Origin of the sequence: Cupriavidus basilensis OR16 (genome assembly GCF_000243095.1) — a bacterium.
Taxonomy (GTDB): Bacteria; Pseudomonadota; Gammaproteobacteria; order Burkholderiales; family Burkholderiaceae; genus Cupriavidus; species Cupriavidus basilensis_D.
This window is the reverse complement of the sequence record NZ_AHJE01000021.1, coordinates 24,503-45,328: the sequence shown is the minus strand read 5'-3', so window position 1 is coordinate 45,328 and position 20,826 is coordinate 24,503. Positions and strand designations below refer to the sequence as shown.

Sequence of the window (20,826 nt, the reverse complement as noted above, 5' to 3'; positions counted from 1 at the left end):
TTGCGCCGGACAGCAGGCCCACGTCACCATGATGCGGGCGATCCAGAGGCGCGCGCCCACTTTTTGCAGCACCAGGTTGCTGGGCACCTCGAACAGGATGTAGCCCACGAAGAACAGGCCCGCGCCCAGCCCGTAGATTGTCTCGCTGAAGTGCAGGTCGTCCAGCATCTGCAGCTTGGCCAGCCCGACGTTGATGCGGTCGAGATAGGCGGCGAGATAGCAGGCGCAGAAGAACGGGATCAGGCGCCAGGTCACCTTGCGGTAGATGTCTGGCTCGGCCGCCGCGGGTAGTACGCCCGCCGCGCCGTCTTGATACTGATACGACATGTTCACTCCTTTACTGTTTACCGTTGTCTACCGTTTGTATGTCTTTGCCACCGCTGCGGGCGGCTGGCTTGTGCTGTCTCTTATGCAAGCAGCGGGCCAGGCCTGTTCAGTGATGGATGTGTTGTTTTTTCTGGTTTCCGGCGGGCTGGCCGGGGTGTTACGCGCCGTCCTTGTGCAGGGGCGGCACCGCTTTCCTTCATCCGGCACTCATGTAGTGCCCGCTACATGATCGTTCAGCGTAAGCTACATAAAACAAGCTAGCAAGAGCGTGGCTGCGGTTTTCTCCTTGGGGTTTTCCCCTGCCGCGCGGCGTATGCATCGCGTACGCGCGGCAGGGGGGGGCGGCAAGGTGGCTTGCCGGAAAAATGGCGGCCCGATGGCTTCAGGCCAGCCTTGTTTTGTTCAGTGCCTGCTTAATGACTGGATGGGTGAGTGGGAGCCGCGCGCAGCCGCGCGAGCGTATCGTCCACGTTGTCCCAGGCGGGTTTGTCGGGGGCGAAGCGCGCGCGCAGGTAATGCACCAGCTGCGTCAGTTGGTGGTCGTCCAGGCTCTCGCCATAGGCCGGCATATAGCCCAGTTCGCTCGCCGCCGGTGCGGGAATGCCATCGAGCAGCACGCGGATCAGGTTGTCGGGCTTGTCGCCGTGCAGGTTGGTATTGAGCGCAAGCGACGGCTTGATGCCGAATTGCCTGATGCCCTGGTCGCTCTGGTGGCAGACCGCGCATGCATTCTGGTAGAGGCGCGCGGCAGGCCCGCCAAGCGTGCGCGCGGCATCTGCGCTGCGTTGCTCGAGGCGTTGCGCCTGCGCGCTGGCCGCCGCCGCATCGGGCTGCGCGTCGCCGAACGACGCGACATAGTGCGCAATGGCACGCACATCGTCCTCGGGCAGCAGCGCCAGCTCTTGGACCACCGGCGCCATCGGCCCGGCCGCCGCGCCGTGATGCGGGGCGTAGCCGGTGCGCAGGTAGGCGAACAGCGATTGTTCCGTCCACGGCACCGGCGCGTGCGACAGCTTGCCCAGCGCCGGCGCTTCCCAGCCCTCGGCCTCGCCGCCGCCAAGATAACGGCGCCCGCCTTGTTCGGCGCCGAGCGCGTTGCGCGGCGAATGGCAGGCGCTACAGTGGCCCAGGCCTTCGGCGAGGTAGGCGCCGCGGTTCCATTGCGCCGAGCGGGCCGGGTTGGCCGCGAAGGGCTTGGGGCTGTGGAACAGCAGGTTCCAACCGGCCATCAGCGGGCGCAGGTTGTAGGGGAAGGCCAGCGCGGTCTCGGGCGCCTTGGCGCGCACCGGCTCGGCGGCCATCAGGTAAGCGTAGAGCGCCTGCAAGTCGCCATCGCTGGTCTTGGCGAAGGCGGTGTAGGGAAACGCCGGGTAAAGATGCCGGCCATCGCGATGAATGCCCTGGCGCATGGCGCGCTCGAACGCCGCGTAGGACCAGTTGCCGAGGCCGGTCTCAGTGTCGGGCGTGATGTTGGTGCTGTAGATGGTGCCAAACGGCGTGTCCAGCGCCAGCCCGCCCGCATTGCGCACGCCATTGGGCGCGGTGTGGCAGACCGCGCAATCCCCGGCCGCCGCCACCAGCCGGCCGCGCTCGATGGTGGCGGCCGAGTAGAAGCCGGCCCCCGGCGGGGCCACCGGGGCGATGGGCGCGCGCCAAGGCATGGCCGTGGCAAACAAGCCGGCCGCGGCGGTGGCGCCGGCCAGCAGCCAGTTGCGCTTGCGGGCGCCACCGCGCTTGGGCGTGCCCTCGGGATCGGCCTGCGCGGCCAGCGCGAGCCGGATACGTTCGCCGCTGAAGGGCGGCTCGCGCAGGCGCACGCCAGTGGCGTCGAAGATGGCGTTGGCCACGGCCGGCGCGGCGGGCAGGGTGGCCGCTGCGCTCGTGCCAAGCGTGGCGTTGGCGGGGCTCAGCGCGCCGGCAATGCGCACTTCCGGCAACTGCGCCGTGGCCAGCGCTGGCAGGCTGGCATCGTGTGCCGCGGGCACGTCGGCGGCGGGCCAGCTATCGAAGCGGCTGCCGTCGACGGTGAGTTGCTGCGCGGCGCGCGCGGCTTGCCGCTGCAAGGCCAGGGCGTCGGCCCCGCCTGGTTCACCCGCATCGCTGTCGTGTCCCAGCGTAACACCGGTGACACTGACCTCGCCGGTGGTGGCATCCACTTCGACTTCCGCCACCCATGCGGACCAGCTATGCACGGGCTGGCCGCCATCGGCCTGGCCGGCTTCGATGGTGCTGGCGTACGCAAAGCCGCGTCCGCGCCGTACGTTCTGCTGTGCCTGCGGGCGCACGCCGCGTGGCTGCCAGTTGGCCAGCGCCGCAACGCGGCGCACGAGGCCAGCGCCGCGTACGTCGTCGAGATGGCGCAGCCGCAAGGCCACGGGATCTTGCGCACTGGCTGCGGCTACCTCGTCCAGGTGCGACTCATGCGCGAAGACGTGGGCGCGCGCTGTCTGCGCCGGCGTGCCCGCCGCGCGCGGCTGTCCCGGCAGGTCGGCCCGCGCCACGCTCAGGCTGTCAAAGCGGTAGGGGGGCACGATGGCATCGTCGCGCGCGTCGTGTCCGGCGGATGCTTCCGGCTCCATTTCACTGACCGGCGCTGTCGTGTGGGTCAGCCACAAGGCCAGCGGTGGCGCATGCATGACCGCCGCGCTGCCGCGTGCATCCACGGCTGTGTTGACGGCATAGGCGGCGATTGCGCCAGCGCGCGTCCAGGCGCTTTCGATATGGGTGTTGACCACGGCCTGCGTGGCACCAAGCTCATGGGCCTCCACGCGCACGCGCACCGGGCGCCCGGCCGAATGCGCCAGCAGGGCGGCATCGGCGGCGGCGTGGTGGGCGTACAGGGGATCTTCGTCGTGGCTCGGAGCCTGCCAGCAGATCAAGGTGATGCGGTCTTCGCCGATGCCGAGCAGGGCGGCGAGTTCGGCCCGCAGCGCGCCGGGGCGGCGGCTGGACAGCCACACGCGCAGCGCGCCGTCGCGCCAGTCCGCAATCGCGGAGCAGCCGGCGGCCTGCAGGCCGGCAAGTGGCCATTGATAATCCTGCACGCTCCGGCCAGCGGCATCCGCCATGGCCTGCGCGGTGTCGCCGTGTTCGGCAACGATGCGGCGGGCGAGCGGAAGGCTCGAGCCTGCCGCTTTCGGCGGGGCCTGCCAGCGGGCACGCAGCGCGTTGGCGGCTTGCAGCGCTTGTCGCGCGGTATCGGCGGCGATGCCGAGAAAGTCGCCCCGGCGCAGTACCGTGGCAACGCCGGGCAACGCGCGCGCGGCCGCATCGTCGCAATCGATCAGGCGGGCGCTGCGCAAGGCGCCGGCGTGCCATGCCAGCACGGGCGGGCGGATGACGTGCCCGGCAAGCCACAGGCGCTCGGGCGGCGGCTGCCATGCGGCGGGGCCGGCCTGCCATGGCGAGGTCATCGCGCGCGCTCATGCCGCCCCATCCTGGCCGGCGGCCTGGCGCAGCAGCACGGCGGCGCGCTGCACTGCGCGCAGGATCTCCACGTGCGTGCCGCAGCGGCAAAGGTTGAAGCGCAGCGCCTCGCGGATCTGCGCTTCATCGGGGTCGGGGTGTTCCGCGAGGAGTGCCTTGGCGGTCATGATCATGCCGTTCAGGCAATAGCCGCACTGCGCGGCCTGCTCATCGATAAAGGCTTGCTGCACCGGGTCGGGCTGCCCGGCGCTGGCCAGCCCGTCGAGCGTGGTGATGGCACGCTGCACCACCGCCTTGACGGGAATCACGCAGGAGCGCGCCGCCACCCCGTCCACCAGCACCGTGCACGCACCGCACTGGCCCAGCCCGCAGCCGTACTTCGGCCCGTTGCAGGCGAGGTCATTGCGCAGGACGTAGAGCAGCGGCGTGTCGGGATCGACCTCGGCATCGAGCTGGTACGTGGTCCGGTTGACCCGGAGGCACAGGGGGCGGGGCGTGTTCATTCGGGGGCTGGGGGCGTTGTAGAACATCACTCGCTGGGGCCGGGGCGCCCGAAGGCGCCCGGCGGCCTGGCTGGGGCGTGGCTCAGGCTGCGACGGCCACGCGCCCGGCTTCCACCAGCGGCTCGTTGAACACATCGTAACCGAAGCACCAGTCCGGGTTCTCGTTGGTGCGCAGCCACGTGTTGTTATGCGAGACCAGTTGCACCTTGCCGGCACGTTCGGCGCGGTTGGCTTCGTACAGCGAAAACGCGGCGCTGAAGTCCGACAGCCCGGTTTGCTGCAGGCAGCGGGTCAGCATGGCCGCGTCTTCGATGGCCATGGCCGCGCCCTGCGCCATATGCGGCTTCATCGGGTGGCAGGCATCGCCAAGCAGCACCAGGCGGCCGCGGCTCCACACCGGCAACGGATCGCGCTCCAGCAGCGGCCACTTCGTCACTTCCACGGTGCCTTCGATCAGCGATTGCACGCCTTCGTGCCAGCCGTCGAACGCGGCGCGCATTTCCTCGATGCTGCTGGGCAGCCAGCTCTTGGTCATGTCCCAGGTGGGCTCGGGCACGCCGGTGACGTAGTAGATCTCGTCAAGCTTGCTGGTGTCGAAGTACACCATCATATGGCGGTCGTCGGACCACCACTTGGTGCAGCGCTCGTGGGTGAAGCCTTTGACGCGCGCGATCGGGAATACCGCGCGGTGTGCCACGTAGCCGGTGTACTTGGGCGGCTCGGCGCCCAGCAGGGTCTCGCGGATGCGGGAGTTCACGCCATCCGCGCCGATCACGATGTCGGCTTCGTCCACCGTGCCGTCGGCAAACGTCAGGCGCACCACATGGCCCAGGTCTTCCACGCCGGCCAGTTTTTTGTCGAACAGCAGCGTGCCGGGGGCCACCGCGTCGGTCAGCAGGGCGTGGAAATCGCCACGGTGCACGGTGAGGTAGCTGGCGCCGTAATGCGAAAGCGCGTAGTCACCAAGCGGGATCTGGGCGACCACTTCGCCGCTTTGCCAGTCGCGGCTGTACCAGAAGTCCGGGTGGCAGCCCATGTCGTTGAGCGCGTCCTCGAGGCCTAGCCGGCGCATGATCTTCATCACGTTCGGCCCGACGTGGATGCCGGCGCCCAGGCGCGAGAACGCCGGCGCCTGCTCATACAGCTTGACTTGGAATCCGGCGCGCTGCAGCAGGGCGGCCGCAACCGTCCCCCCCAGTCCGGCGCCGATCACTGCGATCCGTGGTTTGCCTTGCACGATATTTCTCCTGGCGGTGTGATGTGGGTCTGAAGAGGCCGTCTGGCCAATCGATAAATCGAGTGTACACACGAGAAATTTGCTTGTAAAGAAATGACAATGCACTCCTATGGAAAACCCTTATATCAAAGTGCCTGAGTCGATTCAATGCCAGCAAACTGTGAAAACAAGCACCAAATCAGGAGTTTATTCATTCAGTGGGCACTGAAACAGTGCGTCATCGGCAAGCGAAGGCCTTGTTGTGAAAATAGCATGTGTACACTACAATCGTTCGCAGGACACGGAGACCGCTGAAGGCTCCGGTCCGGCCGTGCAGGGCGCTTCTCCGCTAAGACGGGCGCCAGGGCGGGTGGACAGAACAGACAGATGACGGAGTCGACAGTGCAGAAAATTTTCCGTATCGGCCAGATCGTGCCGAGCTCGAACACCACCATGGAAACCGAGATCCCGGCGATGCTGACGTTGCGCCAGCAGGTGCGCCCCGAACGCTTTACCTTCCATTCCAGCCGCATGCGCATGAAGAAGGTGGTCAAGGAGGAACTCGCGGCCATGGATGCCGAGTCCGACCGCTGCGCGCTGGAACTGAGCGACGCCCGCGTCGACGTGCTGGGCTATGCCTGCCTGGTGGCCATTATGGCGATGGGCCACGGCTACCATCGCGTCTCTGAAAAGCGCCTGCAGGCCCATACCGCTGCCAACGGCGCTGATGCGCCCGTGATCACCAGCGCCGGCGCGCTGATTGACGCGCTCAAGGTCATCGGCGCCAAGCGCATCGCCGTGGTCGCGCCGTACATGAAGCCGCTGACGGAGCTGGTGGTGGACTACATCCGCAACGAAGGCTATGAAGTGGTGGACTGGCGCGCGCTGGAAATCCCGGACAACCTGGAAGTGGGCCGCCATGATCCGGCCAAGCTGCCCGGCATCGTGGCGCAGATGAACACCAAGGACGTGGACGCCATCGTGCTGTCGGCCTGCGTGCAGATGCCGTCCCTGCCGGCGGTGGCCAAGGTGGAAGCCATGACCGGCAAGCCGGTGATCACCGCCGCCATCGCCACCACCTACGCGCTCCTCAAGCAGCTCGACCTGGAGCCGATCGTGCCCGGCGCGGGCGCATTGCTTTCGGGAGCCTACTGACATGAGCACCTTTGTTTGTGGCGGCAACGTCCATGCCAACGGCATCCGCCAGCAGCGCAGATGAACACCAAGGACGTGGACGCCATCGTGCTGTCGGCCTGCGTGCAGATGCCGTCCCTGCCGGCGGTGGCCAAGGTGGAAGCCATGACCGGCAAGCCGGTGATCACCGCCGCCATCGCCACCACCTACGCGCTCCTCAAGCAGCTCGACCTGGAGCCGATCGTGCCCGGCGCGGGCGCATTGCTTTCGGGAGCCTACTGACATGAGCACCTTTGTTTGTGGCGGCAACGTCCATGCCAACGGCATCCGCCAGCATTACCTGCGTTACGGCGGCAGCATCGGCGCGCGCGCGCAGCGCGACGCCGTGGTGATCGTGCCCGGCATCACCAGCCCGGCGGTCACCTGGGGCTTTGTCGGCGAGCAGTTCGGCAAGCACTTCGATACCTACATCCTGGACGTGCGTGGGCGCGGCCTGTCCGAGGCCGGCGATGCGCTGGACTACGGCCTGGACGCACAGGCGGCGGATGTGGTTGCCTTTGCGCAGGCGCTCGGCCTGGCGCGCTATGCCATCGTCGGTCATTCCATGGGCGCGCGCATCGGCATCCGCGCCGCGCGTGGCAAGCCCGCCGGGCTGACCCGCCTGGTCATGGTGGACCCGCCGGTATCCGGCCCGGGACGGCGTGCCTATCCGTCGCAACTGCCGTGGTACGTGGATTCGATCCGCCTGGCGCGCCAGGGCATCGACGCGCAAGGCATGCGCCGTTTTTGCCCGACGTGGACGGATGAGCAACTGCGCCTGCGCGCCGAGTGGCTGCACACCTGCGACGAGCGCGCCATCGTGGCGAGCTTCGAGGACTTCCATCGCGACGACGTGCATGCGGACATGCCGTCGGTGCAGGTCCCCGCGCTGCTGATGGTGGCCGGCCGCGGCGACGTGATCCGCGCCGCGGACATCGAGGAAATCCGCGGCTTGCTGCCTGCCGTGCAGGTTGCACACGTGCCGGACGCCGGCCACATGATCCCGTGGGACGACGAGGCGGGCTTCTACCGCGCCTTCGGCGACTTCCTCGGTGCGCCGCTGCTGCCGGACCAGGCCGCGGCCTGATCCGGCTGATCCGCTGCTTCACCCGAAAAGGAGAGAAAATGCCAGTAAGCGATCACGACCTGACCCAGGCCTGGCGCCAGGTGCTCACGCTATCCAGGCTGCAGCCCGGGCAGACCGTCACGGTGCTGACCGGCGCCGCCACCCATCCGCAAACGCTGCGCACCGCGCAGCTGGCGGCCGCCGCGATGGGTGCCATCGTCAACCGCCTGGACCTGCCGCCGGTCAACGCAGACAAGGCGCTGAGCCGTGACGCGCTGGCGTACCTCGGCACCACGCCGCTGACCGGCAACCCGGCCGCCATTGCCGCGCTCAAGGCCAGCGACCTGGTGCTGGACCTGATGACGCTGCTGTTCTCGCCCGAGCAGCACGAGATCCTTTCCGGCGGCACCAAGATCCTGCTGGCGGTGGAGCCGCCCGAGGTGCTGGTGCGGCTGGTGCCCACCGAAGGGGACCGCACCCGCGTGAAAGCCGCCACGGCGCGGCTGGCGCGCGCGCGGGAGATGCACATCACGTCCGATGCCGGCACCGACCTGCGCTGCGCGCTGGGGGAGTTTCCCGCCATCAGCGAGTATGGCTTTGTCGATGAGCCGGGCCGCTGGGACCACTGGCCAAGCGGCTTCGTGCTGACCTGGCCGGACGAGGGCGGCACCAACGGGCGCATCGTGCTTGATCGCGGCGACATCCTGCTGCCGATGAAGTCTTACGTGCAGGAGCCGATCGACATTACGGTAAAGAAGGGCTACGTCACCAGCATCGCAGGCGGCCTGGATGCCGAACTGCTGAGCGACTACATGGCCTCGTTCAACGACCCCGAGGCCTATGCCATGTCGCATATTGGGTTGGGGCTGCAGCCGCGCGCGCGCTGGTCCACGCTCGCCATGTATGACCGCGAGGCCACCATCGGCATGGATGCGCGCGCGTTCGAAGGCAACTTCCTGTGCTCCTTCGGCCCGAACAACGAAGCCGGCGGCAGCCGCACCACGGCCTGCCATATCGATATCCCCGTGCGCCATTGCACGGTGCGGCTGGACGGCGAGGCGGTGGTTGAGCAAGGCAAGGTGCTGGATGACGAAACCCAGCAAGCGCAGCAACGAGATGCCAAGGGAGCCATCCATGCATGACGAAGTGAAGACCTACCAGCGCCAGGGCTTCGGCGCCACGCTGGAACCCAAGGCACCCTACGGCCTGCTGATCATCGATTTCGTCAACGGCTTCGCCGATCCGGCTGTCTTCGGCGGCGGCAATATCCCGCAGGCCATCGCCAATACCGTGCCGCTGCTGGCCATGGCGCGCGAGCAGGACTGGCCGGTGGCGCACAGCCGCATTGTGTTTGCCGACGACGACAGCGACGAGAATATCTTCACGCTGAAAGTGCCCGGCCTGCTCGGCCTGAAGGAAGACAGCCACAACAGCGCCATCGTCGAGCAACTGGCGCCGCGCGCGGGTGAACTGGTGGTGCGCAAGACCGTGCCATCTGCCTTTTTCGGCACCTCGCTCGCCGCGTGGCTGACGCAGCGTGGCGTGCACACGCTGGTGGTGGCCGGCGCGGTCACCAGTGGCTGCGTGCGCGCCAGTGTGGTCGATGCCATGTCGTACGGCTTCCGGCCGCTGGTGCTGTCCGATTGCGTGGGCGACCGCGCCATCGGGCCGCACGACGCCAACCTGTTCGATATGGCGCAGAAGAACGCCACGGTGATGCCGCGCGACGAAGCGCTGGCGATGCTGGCGCGGGCTACGGCTACCGCTGTGGATTAAGCAAAAGCATCCGGCGCTGCGCGATGACCGCCGGATGCGAGGCTCAGGCGCGCTTGGCGCGCGCCGGCTTCTTGCGGGCGACGAGTGCCGCCGCCTCCGCTTCTGCCGGGGTCTCCCCAGCCGGGGCGAGCCCGGTGCCCGGCACGCAAACCGTGTTCAGCACCGTACGCTGGATCACATCGCGCCAATGCTCCAGCGCCGGCTTGCTCATCATGGGCTCGCCGAGGAAAGCGCTGAGCGTATGATGATTCGAGTTGTAGAAGTAGCCCAGCGACGCGATCACCAGATAGATATCGCGGGCCAGCACGTCGGGCTGGAACAGCCCGGCGGCCTTGCCGCGCGCCAGGATTGCGTCGAGTACCGAGAGGGCGTAGCTGGAGATCTCCCGCAGCCGGCTCGATTTCTTGGCGTGCTTGCCCTGGCTCATGTTCTCGCTGGACAGGATGGCGACGAACTCGGGATGATCGAGGTAGTAGCCCCAGACGAAGTCAATCAGCTGGGTCAGCGCACGTACCGGATCCTCGGGGTCGAGCTTGAGCGCCTGCTCGGCCTCGTTGAGCTGGATGTAGATGGTTTCGAGCACTTCGACGAACAGCTTTTCCTTGCTGCCGAAGTAGTAATAGATCATCCGGTCGTAGGTCTTGGCCAGCGAGGAGATCTTCTCCACGCGCCCGCCTTCGTAGCCGCGCAAGGCGAAGACCTTGATGGCGGCCTTGAGGATCTTGGCTCGGGTGTCCTGAGCTTGCCGGGCCCGGCGGCTGCCGCGCTTTTCTTAGCGGTCGGGGTGCTCATATGTTTGATACGTATTGCTTGTTCGAGGCTGGCAGTATAACGGCCAAGGCGGGCGGCGCCGGAATCCGGCAGCCCGCCAGCGTGCCCACCTGAGACATGGAACGAATGGAATCGACCCCCGGCACCGGACCCCAGTCCGCGTCACTTCCCGCATCGGCGCCGATGTCCCCCGGCGCGCAGCGCGACGCCCTGCTGCAGGCGCGCGGCGTGCTGCTGGTGACGCGCGCGCCGCAAGCCGCGCCGCGGCCCGCGCCCGGCCAGCCCGGCGCGGCCTCCGACTACATCGCCGCGCAGCCCGACATCTTCGTGGCGGTGCGCGACACCGGCGAGATCCTGGCCTTCAACGGGCACGTCGACCTGGGCACCGGCATTCGCACCTCGCTGGCGCAGATCGTGGCCGAGGAACTCGAGGTGCCGGTGGCGCGCGTGGCGATGACGCTGGGCCATACCGAGGCAACGCCCAACCAGGGCCCCACCATTGCCAGCGCCACCATCCAGATTTCAGCGCTGCCGCTGCGCCGCGCGGCGGCGCAGGCCATGGCCTGGCTGCGCGAGCGCGCTGCACAGCGTCTTGGCGTGGCGCCCGAAGCGCTGATCGCCGAAGATGGCCGCTTGCGTGTGCGCGGCGAAGGCAATGAGAAGGCCAAAGGCCTGGCCTACGGCGACCTGCTGGCCGGCGAGCATATCGAGCTGCCGCTGGCCGACGCCATCGCCACCAAGCCGGTCAGCGAATACCGCGTGGTCGGGCGCGCCGCGCCGCGCGTGGACATTCCCGCCAAGGCCACGGCGCAGCTCACCTTCGTGCACGACGTGCGCGTGCCCGGCATGCTGCACGGGCGCGTGGTGCGCCCGCCTTACGCCGGGCGCGACAGCGGGGACTTTGTCGGCACCAGCCTGCGCGGCGTGGACCGCGCATCGATCCGCGACGTACGCGGTGTCGTCGACGTGGTGGTGCAGGGCGATTTCATCGGCGTGGTCGCGCAGCGCGAGGAGCAAGCCATGCAGGCGGCGCGCCGCCTGCGCGTGGACTGGATGCCGGCGCCGCCGTTGCCCCCGCTTACCGAGCCGGAAGACACCGAGGCCGCGCTGCGCGCCAATCCCGCGACGCGCCGCACGCTGGTGGAGCAGGGCGATGCGCAAGGCGGTTTCGATGCCGCGGGCCACGTGCTGTCGCGCGGCTACGCGTGGCCCTACCAGATGCACGGCTCCATCGGCCCGTCCTGCGCCGTGGCGGACTACCGCGAAGATGGCCTCACGGTCTGGTCCGGCACGCAAAACCCGCATGTACTGCGCATCGACCTGGCGCGCCTGACTGGCTTGGATGAAGGCCGCATCGAGATCGTGCGGATGGAAGCCGCCGGCTGTTATGGCCGCAATTGCGCCGACGACGTTTGCGCCGACGCCGTGCTGCTGTCGCGCGCGGTGGGCCGCCCGGTGCGCGTGCAGCTCAGCCGCGAGCAGGAACATCTCTGGGAACCCAAGGGCGCGGCGCAGCTGATGGACGTGCGCGGCGCTATCGGTCCCGACGGCGAGTTGCTGGCCTACGATTTCGTCAGCCGCTATCCGTCCAACGACGCGCCCACGCTGGCGCTGCTGCTGACCGGCGTGGTCGGCAACGCGCCGCGCATGCTGCAGATGGGCGACCGCACCGCGGTGCCGCCTTACCAGTACGCTGCCATGCGCATCGGCTGTGACGACACGCCGGCCATCGTGCGCGCTTCCTGGCTGCGCGGCGTCTCCGCTTTGCCCAATGTGTTCGCGCATGAGTCCTTTATCGACGAGCTCGCACACGCGGCCGGCGCCGATCCGCTGGCCTTCCGCCTGCGCCACCTGCCCGACGCGCGTGCCACGGACCTGCTGCGCGCGCTGGCGGCGCACGCCGGCTGGCGCGAAGGCGCGCGCGGCTCGCGTGGCAAGCCCGATGCGGATGGGCTGCTGCGCGGGCGCGGCGTGGCCTATGCCCGCTATATCCACAGCAAATTCCCCGGCTTCGGCGCCGCCTGGGCCGCCTGGGTAATGGACCTGGCTGTCGCGCCGGATACCGGCCAGATCGTGGTGGAGCGGCTGGTGGTGGCGCAGGACACCGGCATGATGGTCAACCCCGACGGCGTGCGCCACCAGGTGCAGGGCAATGTGGTGCAGGCGCTTGGCCGCGTGCTCAAGGAGCAGGTGCGCTTTGACGCCGCCGGCGTCGCCAGCCGCGAATGGGGTAGCTATCCGCTGCTGACCTTTCCCGAGCTGCCGCCCATCGAGGTGCTGCTGCTGCCGCGCCAGGAGGAAGCGCCGATGGGCGCGGGCGAATCCGCATCGCTGCCGGGTGCGCCGGCCATTGCCAATGCGTTGTTCGATGCCACGGGGGTGCGGCTGCGGCGCGCGCCCTTCACGCCGGAGACGGTGCTCGCGGCGCTGGCTGGCCAGCTCGGCCAGCTCGGCCAGCCGGCCTGAGGCGCGCTTACTCCGGCTCGCCGTCCGGTGTGTTGCCGCGCTCGTCGCGGTCGTCGAACTCGCTCATCTTGCGCAGCAGGTAGGTGATCGCCACCCGCTCGGCGGGATTGAGGTCGCCAAAGGTCTGCTCGGAGATCTTGTGCGCGAACGGCACGGTTTCCTCGATCAGCGCATGGCCGGCCAGCGTCACCGTGACCACCACCTTGCGGCGGTCGTTGGTGTCGTGCGAAACCGCCACCAGCTCGCGCGCCTTGAGGCGCTCGATGATGCCGCGCACGGTGGCCTGGTCGATGGCCGTGGCCCGCACGATTTCGCTGAGCGAGCACGAGCCGCGCTCGTTGACCGCGCACATCACTACGAATTGCGCCGCGGTCAGCTGCGAATCGGCAATGGTCTGCTGGAAGATCGCCACATGGCGCTGGTAGGCGCGCCGCAGCAGGTGCCCGACTTGCTCGGTGAAATCGTAATCGGCGGCGGCGGCTTTTTGCGCGGCGGTCTTGCGCGCGGAGGAGTTGGACACGATGGGCGGTCTGCAGGCATGAGATAGACGTGCTTCGGAGTATACCGAGTGGGGCCGCGCGCGGCGGTTTTTTTGCGCGTGCACAGCCCCTCGCCGCGCAATCCGCTCAATCTGCTTAATCCGCGCAGCGGTGAATTTCCACAGTGATGTGCACCAGTTCTTCATGCACTGCAAGGGCGTTCCTGATGCGAGCTGCCGTCAGCGCGGCGTCGTGAGTCACCAGGCTGACAAGGCAGGAGAATTTCTCCTTGCCCACGCGCCAGACATGAAGGTCGGCAATACGGGTACCCTCGTCGCCGGTATCGAAGGCCTGCAACACGTCGCGTACCTCATCCACGACCGGATGGTCCATTTCGCGATCGAGCAGGACGACGCCGGTTTGTTTCAACAGGCCGAAGGCCCATGTGCCGACCAGCCCGGCGCCAACGATGCCCATGACCGGGTCGAGCCAACGCCACCCCAGCAGCCAGCCCCCAGCGAGTGCCAGAATGGCGAGCACCGATGTCGCGGCATCCGCCAGCACATGGACGTATGCCGAGCGCAGATTCAAGTCATGCTGGTGATGGCCGCCGTGGCCGTGCTCGTGCCCATGTTGGTGCCCATGTTCGTGGCCATGGTCATGCGCATCGCCCAGTATCAGCGCGCATCCTATATTGACAAGAAGCCCGATGACCGTGACTGCCATGGCCTCCTTGTAGTGAATTGCCTGCGGGCTGAAGATCCGTTCAACGGACCCGAAGACCATCAAGGCTGCGATGCCGAGAAGAAAGATCGCACTGGCGAATCCCGCCAGGATTTCAATCTTCCAGGTGCCGAACGCGAATCGATGGTCATGCGCATAGCGCCGCGCCGCCACATAGGCAAAGGCGCTCAACCCGATGGCAAGCGCGTGGGAGCTCATATGCCACCCGTCAGCCAGCAGCGCCATCGAGTTGAACCAGAGGCCGGCGGCGATTTCAACAACCATCATCGCGGCGGTGATCAGCATGACGAGGCGCGTTCCTCGCTCAGCGGCCTTGTTGCCTGAGTCGAATACGTGGGTATGCGTCCACGGGGTGATGTCATGTGTATGCATGGTCGGTCTGTTTGGGTTTTGCCCAGGTAGCCACAGGCTTGGGCAGTTTTACGGCGATTCGGGCGTGAAGCGGGTGAAAAACGAAGTGATCCGGGCCACTCACTTGAAGTAGCTGTGCACGACCTCGATGAGTTGTTCCCGGGCGTCGCCCTCGGACTCGCCATGGGCAGGTTCGGCTTCAACAAGGTGCGTGCGGATGTGGTCTTCCAGTACCACCGCCAACAGGCCGTTCATGGCACCGCGGCAACTCGTGATTTGCTGCAGCACGCCCACGCAGCCTTGTTCCTCCTCGAGTGCGCGCTCGATGGCATCAATCTGACCCCGGATGCGGCGCACCCGGTTCAGCAACTTCTGTTTCTCGCGGATTGTGTGGCTCACGGCTTCATCCCAGATATAGTATGGGGGAGTATATATTGTCTGCCGGGGCGAGTCGCAAGATTAGCTAACGCGACATGCCAAGCTTGCCATTTGTCAGATTTGCCCCGTCCCTGCTCGCATGCCTGGACATGTTCCAGAAGCGACCGGCACCGACGGAGGGAGGGTGCCAAGGTCCGCCCTGTGGCCCGCTGCCACGGTAGACGTGGCAGCGGGCCAGATGTGCACATTCGAATTCACCGCCAGTAACCTGGGAGCAAATACATATGAAAACACTGACGCAGAAGACGTGGTTGGGCATGATGACCGCCATCGCTATCGGTATCGGGCTTGCGCCTGCACTCGCGTTCGCGCACGGCAAGCTCGAACGCGCGGAACCGGCGGCAGGCAGCATAGGCGATGCGCCCGCGAGTCCGCTTCGGCTGACATTCAACGAGGACCTTGAACCCGCGTTCAGCAATGCGAACGTTGTGGACGCCAGTGGCACGGCTGTCAGCAAGGAGAAGGCCAAGGTCGACTCGTCCAATCCGCGCGTGCTGACCGTTGCCGTCCCGAAACTGCTGCCGGGTTCCTACGCCGTGCACTGGAGCGTGATGACGCGCGACGGCCACAAGGTCAAGGGCGAGTACAAATTCGCGGTGAAGCGATGAACGACGGTTTCCTTGGCGTTGCGCGCCTTGCCTTGACGGCCTTGCAGAACCTCGGTTTCGCGGTGCTTGTCGGCACGTTGTTGAGCGACCGCTGGCTGGCCCGGTCCCCGTCCCCGTGGCAAGCTCGCATGAGCCAGCACCTGGCAAGGGGTTTCCGGGTTGGCGCTATCGTTGCGCTCCTGTCCGGCGGACTCGCTTTCTGGATACATTGCGCGTTGATGAGTGAATCTTCGCTGGTTGACGCAGGGCCGGCGGTACGCTCGATGCTAATGGATACCGGTTTCGGTCACGCTTGGGCCGTTGGTGCCGCCCTGATGCTTTGCGTCACTATCGCTGCATTTTTCCGGTGGACCGGAAGAGGCCGTGGCTTCAAGTCGTCTCTGTGGCTGGCGCTTGCAGGCTTTGCGCTGAGCCGAAGCCATGCCGGCCATCCGGTCGATGCCGGGGCGTTCAGCTTGCCCGTCTGGGTCGACTGGGTTCACCTTCTGGCCGTTAGCGCATGGGTTGGCATCGTGTGCGTCGCCGCATTCATGGTGGCGCCGAGGATGGCAGAGGCGCCCGAGGGTGACCGCCGCAACGGTGCGTCGTTCATTCAATCGCTGTCGGATACGGCCACGTGCGCGCTCGTCGCGCTCTTTGTCACCGGCGCCTATGGCGGGTGGCACGGGGTCGGTTCGCCAGGCAAGTTGCTCGATTCCACGTACGGTCGGCTGCTAGTGCTCAAGCTCGGCCTCGTGTTGGTTGCCGTGACCCTCGGTGGACACAACCGGTTCCGCGGTGCTGGTGGCCAGTCCGTTGCCCGGTACGTCCTGAGATGCGCGAACCTAAGCGGACGCCAGCGTCCGTGGGTACCATGAGCGAAATAGGCGTCGCGCAGGACCTGGGATGCCATCGCTGCCATATTGCCTGTAGAGCAGGTAGTCCGGCGACTGGTGCCACGTTTCGTGCCCAGCGAAGGAATCCGGCTGCGCACATGAGGCGTTGACCACCTGCATCTCCCGCGTGGACAATGGGGCCAGCCTTGCCCTCTGCCAGAACCGAGAGAATTGCCACATGCCTTCTGCCGTTGCCGCGGCGGCCGCCGCCGCCATCAGGCTTGCACCGCCGCAGCGCCACTTCGCACCGCGGTGACCGATCTTGGATGACGCCGATACGGCTTCGCCGATGCCGCCTGGCGCCAACGCAAGCGATCCGCCGCTGCGGCTGGCGCGCACCCGCACGGCGCGCGTGCTGCTGACCGCGCTGGCGCTGCTGAGCCTCGGGGTGGCCATCCTCGGGCTGTTCGTGCCCGGCTTGCCCAGCACCGAATTCGTCCTGCTGTCCGCCTGGGCCGCGGCCAAGGGATCGCCGCGCCTGCATGCCTGGTTGCTCGGCCATCGCGTGTTCGGACCGATGCTCTACAACTGGCACAACGGCCGCATGGTGAGCCGCCGCGCCAAGTGGAGCGCCACGGCGGCCATGAGCGTTTGCAGTGCCGTGCTGTTGTTCGGCACGCATCGGCCCTGGCTGGCCTACGGGGCGATTGCCTGCATGGCTTGTGTGCTGGCGTGGCTGTGGCGCCGGCCCGAGCCGGCCGCCTGATGCCGTGCCCGCACGTTACGCTGTCTGGGTTGCCCGCGGCCTGGGCGTCTTTGCCGCCTTGACTGGCGTGGCCGGCGCCGCTGGCCACGCCAGCATCGCGCTAGCCGCCAAGGCTTCCAGCGCGGCGCGCGGCGCGCCATCGCGCGCCTGCATCGACATCCCCTGCATCACCGTGTTGAAGAACTTGGCCAGCGCGGCCGCATCGGTGCCGGGCGGCAGCTCGCCGCGCTGGATGCCCTGCTGGATGCAGGCCTGCAAGGCTTGCTCCTTCTCCTTGCGCCGCTCGCGCAGCGTGTCTTCGATGTAGGCGCAGTCGGCCGAGCAACTGGTGCCGGTCATCAGGAAGCAGCCGGCGGGGTTGCCCTTGGCGCTGAACAAGGCGGCCGCGCCGGCGAGCAGGCCGTGCACGGCGTCATGCGCGCTGCCGGCGCCTTGCAGCGGCGCATAGAGCAGCGCACCGTGGGTATCCGCATAGCGGTCCACGGCTTCGTAGAACAACTGCTCCTTGCTGCCGAACGCGGCGTACAGGCTGGGCGCGGTGATTGCCATGGCCTCCGTGAGCGCGGAGATCGAAGTGGAGCTATAGCCATAGCGCCAGAACAGCGACAAGGCCTGGCCCAGCGCCTCGTCGCGATCGAACTGCCTGGGCCGCCCGCGGCCCGCACCGGAAACACTCTTTTTCATAGTGGTCATTATATTTTTCCGTTGCCAGTGACGCCAGTGGTGATTAGTATAGTGATCGTTCAATAAATTGCTGCGCCGCAGTCGCTCGCCATGATCCCCTATTCCCTGCTTGACCTGTCGCCCATCGTGGAAGGCGGCGACGCCGGCCAGGCCATGCGCAATTCGCTCGCGACGCTGGCCTCGCTGTTCCCGGGCCGCATCGACCTTGGCCTGGGCCGCGCGCCCGGCACCGACCAGTCCACCGCGCGCGCGCTGCGCCGCAGCGCCACGCAGGACACGGCCGATGCGTTCCCGCAGGACGTGGAGGAGTTGCAGGCGTACTTCGACGACCCGCGCCCCGGCCAGCGCCTGCGCGCGGTGCCCGGCGCGGGCCTGAAGGTGCCGTTGTGGCTGCTCGGGTCGAGCCTGTTCAGCGCACAGTTGTCGGCGGCAATGGGCCTGCCCTTTGCTTTTGCCTCGCACTTCGCGCCGGGTTTCATGCGCCAGGCCGTGGACATGTATCGCAAGACCTTCCAGCCGTCCGCCCAGCTCTCCAAGCCGCACGTGATGCTCGGCCTGAATGTGTTCGCGGCGGATACCGACGCGCAGGCGCGCCGGCTGTTCAGTTCGCTGCAGCAGCAGTTCCTGGCGCTGGTGCGCGGCAGCCCCGGCTTCCGGCCCCCGGTGGACAACATCGAGCTGATGTGGACGGAGACCGAGGCCACGCATATCCGGCGCTCGCTGGCGTGCTCGGTGGTGGGCGGCCCGGAAGGCGTGCGCAACGGCCTGCGCGCTTTCATCGAGGACCTGCAGCCCGATGAGCTGATGCTCACCGCGCAGATCCATGATCACGAGGCGCGCCTGCGCTCGTTTGAGATCGCGGCGCAGGCGATGCGGGCGGTGGAATCGACGGCCAGGATCACGATCTGAAGCGCCGAGCGCGCCGAGCTTGCCGATTGAGCCGATCGAGCCGATTCGCTCAGAGGTGCTTGTAGAAGAACGTGGTCCCGCAGAACGCGCCATCGGGCATCAGCGCGTATTTGGGCACCACGCCGGCGCGCTGCCAACCCGCGCGCTCGTACAGGCGTTCGGCATCGCCGCCGGTCACCGTGTCGAGCACCAGCACGGTCTTGCCTTGCGCGCGCGCGGCATCGTCCAGGGCCGCCAGCAGCCGCTGTGCCACGCCGCGGCGGCGCGCTCTGCGGTGCACGAGCATCTTGGCCACGTCGGCGCGGTGGGGCTGGTTGTCAGGCATCGACAGGATGATCTGCACGGTGCCAAGGATTTGCCCCTCCCGGTCCTGCGCGATCAGCAGCACGCGCTCGCCACGCGCCACGCCATCGGCCACGCCGCGCCAGAAGTGCGTGGCCTTCTCGCGCGGCAGCGGCAGCATGAAGCTCACCGACGCGCCACCTTCCACGCAATCGATCAGCACATCGGCCAGCGGCTCGATGCAAGCCGCGGCCTCATCGGCACCGACGCGGCGCACGGTGATGGGTTCGGTCATCCGTTTCTCCTGGCTGGCGTGAGGGGCAATGTGGCCAGCGCCACGACGTAGCGCGCCGGCTTGCGGGTAGGATTCTTGTAGACGATGGGGCGGTCCAGCCGCATGGACAGGCAGTCGCCGGCCTCCAGGCGCCAGTGCGTGTCGCCCACCGTCATTTCCATGACACCTTCGATCATCCAGACCTGCTGGTGGATGTCGGCTTCGCGGGCAGCGGTTTCATAGGCCACGCGCTTGCCCGCGGGGAAGACCACCTCGACCAGCTGGATCGCAGAGGGCGCCGCCGGGGGGGGAGAGGTTGCGGCGGATGTAGCCCGAGGCGGGATCGGTCCACACCGGCTGCTCCGCCACGCGGGCCATGGGTGATGGCTCGGCCCGCGGCATGCTGTGCTCGAACAGCGACGCCACGGTGACGCCCAGCGCAGCAGACAGCTTGTCGAGCACCGTGGCCGTGGCGCTGCTCTGGCCACGCTCGATCAGCGAGATATTGGAGCGGCTCACGCCGCTGCGCTCAGCCAGCGCGGCCAGCGAGAAGCCCTGGGCGTCCCGCAGTGTCCGCACGCGCCGGGCGACGAGATCGTTGATGTCCATGCTTGTCCAGTATGCTGGATGTCAATGTCCGGTAAACTGACATACATCGCGACGCAAGGCAACTGGAACTTGCCAATGCCCGTGGCGCGTTGCAGACGTCGAAAGACCGGAGCCCGTGCCGGGCTGGGCCGGTGCCGCTCAAGGCTCCCTCATGGGGACTCGGCTTTCAAGCGGCCGGCGCGCAACGGGCCGCCTTGTCAGCAAGATGCGGCCCTGCTTCACGCCGACGGCGAGTGCCAGCAGGATCAGCGCAATGGAGACGCCATCCGGGGCACTGGGGCGTTGGCCGATGATGAACATGGAACTGATGATGCCGAACACCGGAATCAGCAGCGACAGGGGCGCAACCCGCGACACCGGGTACTCGCGCAACAGCAGGTTCCATCCCCAATAGCAGAAATGCGTCGCGCCGTAGACCTGGAACGCCAGTGAAAACATGGCGACGCCGTTCAAATGCGAGGGCAACGCGGTGAACGGCGCCGGCCCATGCAGCAGCCAGGTCAACAGAAACAGCGGAATCGGCGGGAACAGGCTGGCCCACACCACGAAGGCGAGAATCTCGCGTACCTTGGAGACCTTGATGACGATATTGCCGATGCTCCATGCCACGGCGCTGACCATCACCAATACAAAACCAATCGTGGTGGCTTTGCCGGGACTGCCCAGCAGGATGCCCGCCAGCCCGATGGCAGCCAGCATGACGCCGATCAACTGGGGCAATGCCAGGCTTTCACGGAACAACAACACGCCCCAGCCCAACGTGAAGAATGCGCTGAACTGGATCAACAATGAGGCGCTGCCGGGCGGTACGCCCATCGCGATCCCCAGGTTGATCAATGCCCACATCGCCACCCCGAAGATCAATCCATAGATCGCTAGCCAGTGGAAGGCCACTTGCGGTCGTTTCACGAAGAAGACCCACGGCAAAGCGGCCAGCGTGAAACGCATGGCCGTCAACAGCAGTGGATCGATCTCGGCTAGCCCGAGTTTGGTGATGGGGAAGTTGAATCCCCAAACGGCCGTCACGACGACGGCCAGCAACAGGTGTTTTCTCTGCATGGTCGGTGTGCCTCTTCCTGGGTTGCAAGGCGTAAAGCCTCGGCATCGACGGAAATTTGCCGGAAATCCGCATGGCCTGCATTC

Annotated in this window: 20 protein-coding genes and 3 pseudogenes; 11 read left to right on the top strand and 12 right to left on the bottom strand. The window is 67.0% G+C overall.

The features are described from left to right. Positions 1-327: pseudogene (locus OR16_RS08990) on the bottom strand (MFS transporter); the annotation flags it as partial. Between OR16_RS08990 and OR16_RS43460 the strand changes: the two are divergent. Further along, positions 326-556 (top strand): hypothetical protein, encoded by a 231-nt coding sequence (locus OR16_RS43460; protein ID WP_141639858.1) that lies wholly within the window; start codon positions 326-328, stop codon positions 554-556. The pseudogene OR16_RS08990 and the gene OR16_RS43460 sit on opposite strands and share 2 nt — an antisense overlap. Before the next feature lie 184 nt (positions 557-740). On the opposite strand, the gene OR16_RS08985 is transcribed toward OR16_RS43460, so the two are convergent. The 3 genes from OR16_RS08985 to OR16_RS08975 all read right to left on the bottom strand — a co-directional run bounded on the left by OR16_RS08985 (position 741) and on the right by OR16_RS08975 (position 5,493). Continuing rightward, complete coding sequence (locus tag OR16_RS08985; RefSeq protein ID WP_006157656.1) at positions 741-3,740, bottom strand: c-type cytochrome; 3,000 nt, start codon at positions 3,738-3,740, stop codon at positions 741-743. A gap of 9 nt (positions 3,741-3,749) precedes the next feature. Further along, on the bottom strand, positions 3,750-4,256 hold the full coding sequence (locus tag OR16_RS08980; RefSeq protein ID WP_006157655.1) for a (2Fe-2S)-binding protein: 507 nt from the start codon (positions 4,254-4,256) through the stop codon (positions 3,750-3,752). Between the two features lie 82 nt (positions 4,257-4,338). After that, positions 4,339-5,493 carry an FAD-dependent monooxygenase gene (locus OR16_RS08975; protein ID WP_006157654.1) on the bottom strand — a complete coding sequence of 385 codons (1,155 nt, stop codon included), beginning with the start codon at positions 5,491-5,493 and terminating at the stop codon, positions 4,339-4,341. A 381-nt stretch (positions 5,494-5,874) separates the two neighbouring features. Here OR16_RS08975 and OR16_RS08970 point away from each other — a divergent pair, with 381 nt between their 5' ends. The 5 genes and pseudogenes from OR16_RS08970 (at position 5,875) to OR16_RS08950 (ending at position 9,487) form a co-directional block, all read left to right on the top strand. After that, positions 5,875-6,627, top strand: a complete 753-nt coding sequence (locus OR16_RS08970; protein ID WP_006157653.1) for a maleate cis-trans isomerase family protein — start codon at positions 5,875-5,877, stop codon at positions 6,625-6,627. A gap of 69 nt (positions 6,628-6,696) precedes the next feature. Then, positions 6,697-6,888, top strand: a pseudogene (locus OR16_RS08965) (Asp/Glu racemase); the annotation flags it as partial. A 1-nt stretch (position 6,889) separates the two neighbouring features. Next, entirely contained in the window at positions 6,890-7,732 is an 843-nt protein-coding gene (locus OR16_RS08960) for an alpha/beta fold hydrolase (RefSeq protein WP_006157651.1), read from the top strand. A 38-nt stretch (positions 7,733-7,770) separates the two neighbouring features. Then, positions 7,771-8,853 (top strand): hypothetical protein, encoded by a 1,083-nt coding sequence (locus OR16_RS08955; RefSeq protein ID WP_006157650.1) that lies wholly within the window; start codon positions 7,771-7,773, stop codon positions 8,851-8,853. Further along, a complete protein-coding gene (locus OR16_RS08950) occupies positions 8,846-9,487 on the top strand; it encodes an N-carbamoylsarcosine amidohydrolase (protein ID WP_006157649.1) in 642 nt (213 codons plus the stop codon). The genes OR16_RS08955 and OR16_RS08950 overlap by 8 nt, the downstream gene beginning before the upstream one ends. Before the next feature lie 43 nt (positions 9,488-9,530). Here the strand turns inward: OR16_RS08950 and OR16_RS08945 are convergent, their stop codons facing one another. Then, positions 9,531-10,208 carry a TetR/AcrR family transcriptional regulator gene (locus OR16_RS08945; RefSeq protein ID WP_081488723.1) on the bottom strand — a complete coding sequence of 226 codons (678 nt, stop codon included), beginning with the start codon at positions 10,206-10,208 and terminating at the stop codon, positions 9,531-9,533. Positions 10,209-10,441: 233 nt separating this feature from the next. Between OR16_RS08945 and OR16_RS08940 the strand changes: the two genes are divergently transcribed. Continuing rightward, the gene (locus OR16_RS08940) at positions 10,442-12,724 is read left to right on the top strand and encodes a xanthine dehydrogenase family protein molybdopterin-binding subunit (protein ID WP_006157647.1); all 2,283 of its coding nucleotides are present in this window, start codon (positions 10,442-10,444) and stop codon (positions 12,722-12,724) included. Between the two features lie 7 nt (positions 12,725-12,731). Here OR16_RS08940 and OR16_RS08935 read toward each other — a convergent pair whose 3' ends face one another. The 3 genes from OR16_RS08935 to OR16_RS08925 form a co-directional block, all read right to left on the bottom strand. Then, complete coding sequence (locus OR16_RS08935; RefSeq protein WP_006157646.1) at positions 12,732-13,244, bottom strand: MarR family winged helix-turn-helix transcriptional regulator; 513 nt, start codon at positions 13,242-13,244, stop codon at positions 12,732-12,734. A gap of 115 nt (positions 13,245-13,359) precedes the next feature. Next, positions 13,360-14,319 (bottom strand): CDF family Co(II)/Ni(II) efflux transporter DmeF, encoded by a 960-nt coding sequence (gene dmeF / locus OR16_RS08930; RefSeq protein WP_043419041.1) that lies wholly within the window; start codon positions 14,317-14,319, stop codon positions 13,360-13,362. A gap of 99 nt (positions 14,320-14,418) precedes the next feature. Beyond that, the gene (locus OR16_RS08925) at positions 14,419-14,697 is read right to left on the bottom strand and encodes a metal/formaldehyde-sensitive transcriptional repressor (protein ID WP_006157644.1); all 279 of its coding nucleotides are present in this window, start codon (positions 14,695-14,697) and stop codon (positions 14,419-14,421) included. 263 nt (positions 14,698-14,960) lie between these two features. On the opposite strand from OR16_RS08925, the gene OR16_RS08920 reads away from it, so the two are divergent. The 3 genes from OR16_RS08920 to OR16_RS08910 all read left to right on the top strand — a co-directional run bounded on the left by OR16_RS08920 (position 14,961) and on the right by OR16_RS08910 (position 16,925). Next, positions 14,961-15,344 (top strand): copper resistance CopC family protein, encoded by a 384-nt coding sequence (locus OR16_RS08920; RefSeq protein WP_006157643.1) that lies wholly within the window; start codon positions 14,961-14,963, stop codon positions 15,342-15,344. Beyond that, a complete protein-coding gene (locus OR16_RS08915) occupies positions 15,341-16,201 on the top strand; it encodes a CopD family protein (RefSeq protein ID WP_006157642.1) in 861 nt (286 codons plus the stop codon). The genes OR16_RS08920 and OR16_RS08915 overlap by 4 nt, the downstream gene beginning before the upstream one ends. Before the next feature lie 280 nt (positions 16,202-16,481). Then, positions 16,482-16,925, top strand: a complete 444-nt coding sequence (locus tag OR16_RS08910; protein ID WP_006157641.1) for a YbaN family protein — start codon at positions 16,482-16,484, stop codon at positions 16,923-16,925. Positions 16,926-16,940: 15 nt separating this feature from the next. Here the strand turns inward: OR16_RS08910 and OR16_RS08905 are convergent, their stop codons facing one another. Then, positions 16,941-17,618 carry a TetR/AcrR family transcriptional regulator gene (locus OR16_RS08905; RefSeq protein WP_006157640.1) on the bottom strand — a complete coding sequence of 226 codons (678 nt, stop codon included), beginning with the start codon at positions 17,616-17,618 and terminating at the stop codon, positions 16,941-16,943. Between the two features lie 81 nt (positions 17,619-17,699). On the opposite strand from OR16_RS08905, the gene OR16_RS08900 reads away from it, so the two are divergent. Then, positions 17,700-18,518, top strand: coding sequence for an LLM class flavin-dependent oxidoreductase (locus OR16_RS08900; protein WP_006157639.1), 819 nt, complete (start codon positions 17,700-17,702; stop codon positions 18,516-18,518). Between the two features lie 49 nt (positions 18,519-18,567). On the opposite strand, the gene OR16_RS08895 is transcribed toward OR16_RS08900, so the two are convergent. The 3 genes and pseudogenes from OR16_RS08895 to OR16_RS08885 form a co-directional block, all read right to left on the bottom strand. Further along, a complete protein-coding gene (locus OR16_RS08895) occupies positions 18,568-19,095 on the bottom strand; it encodes a GNAT family N-acetyltransferase (RefSeq protein WP_006157638.1) in 528 nt (175 codons plus the stop codon). Next, a pseudogene (locus OR16_RS08890) lies at positions 19,092-19,683 on the bottom strand (helix-turn-helix domain-containing protein). The gene OR16_RS08895 and the pseudogene OR16_RS08890 overlap by 4 nt, the downstream one beginning before the upstream one ends. 138 nt (positions 19,684-19,821) lie before the next feature. Next, on the bottom strand, positions 19,822-20,742 hold the full coding sequence (locus OR16_RS08885; RefSeq protein WP_043419039.1) for an EamA family transporter: 921 nt from the start codon (positions 20,740-20,742) through the stop codon (positions 19,822-19,824). Between the last annotated feature and the right edge of the window lie 84 nt (positions 20,743-20,826).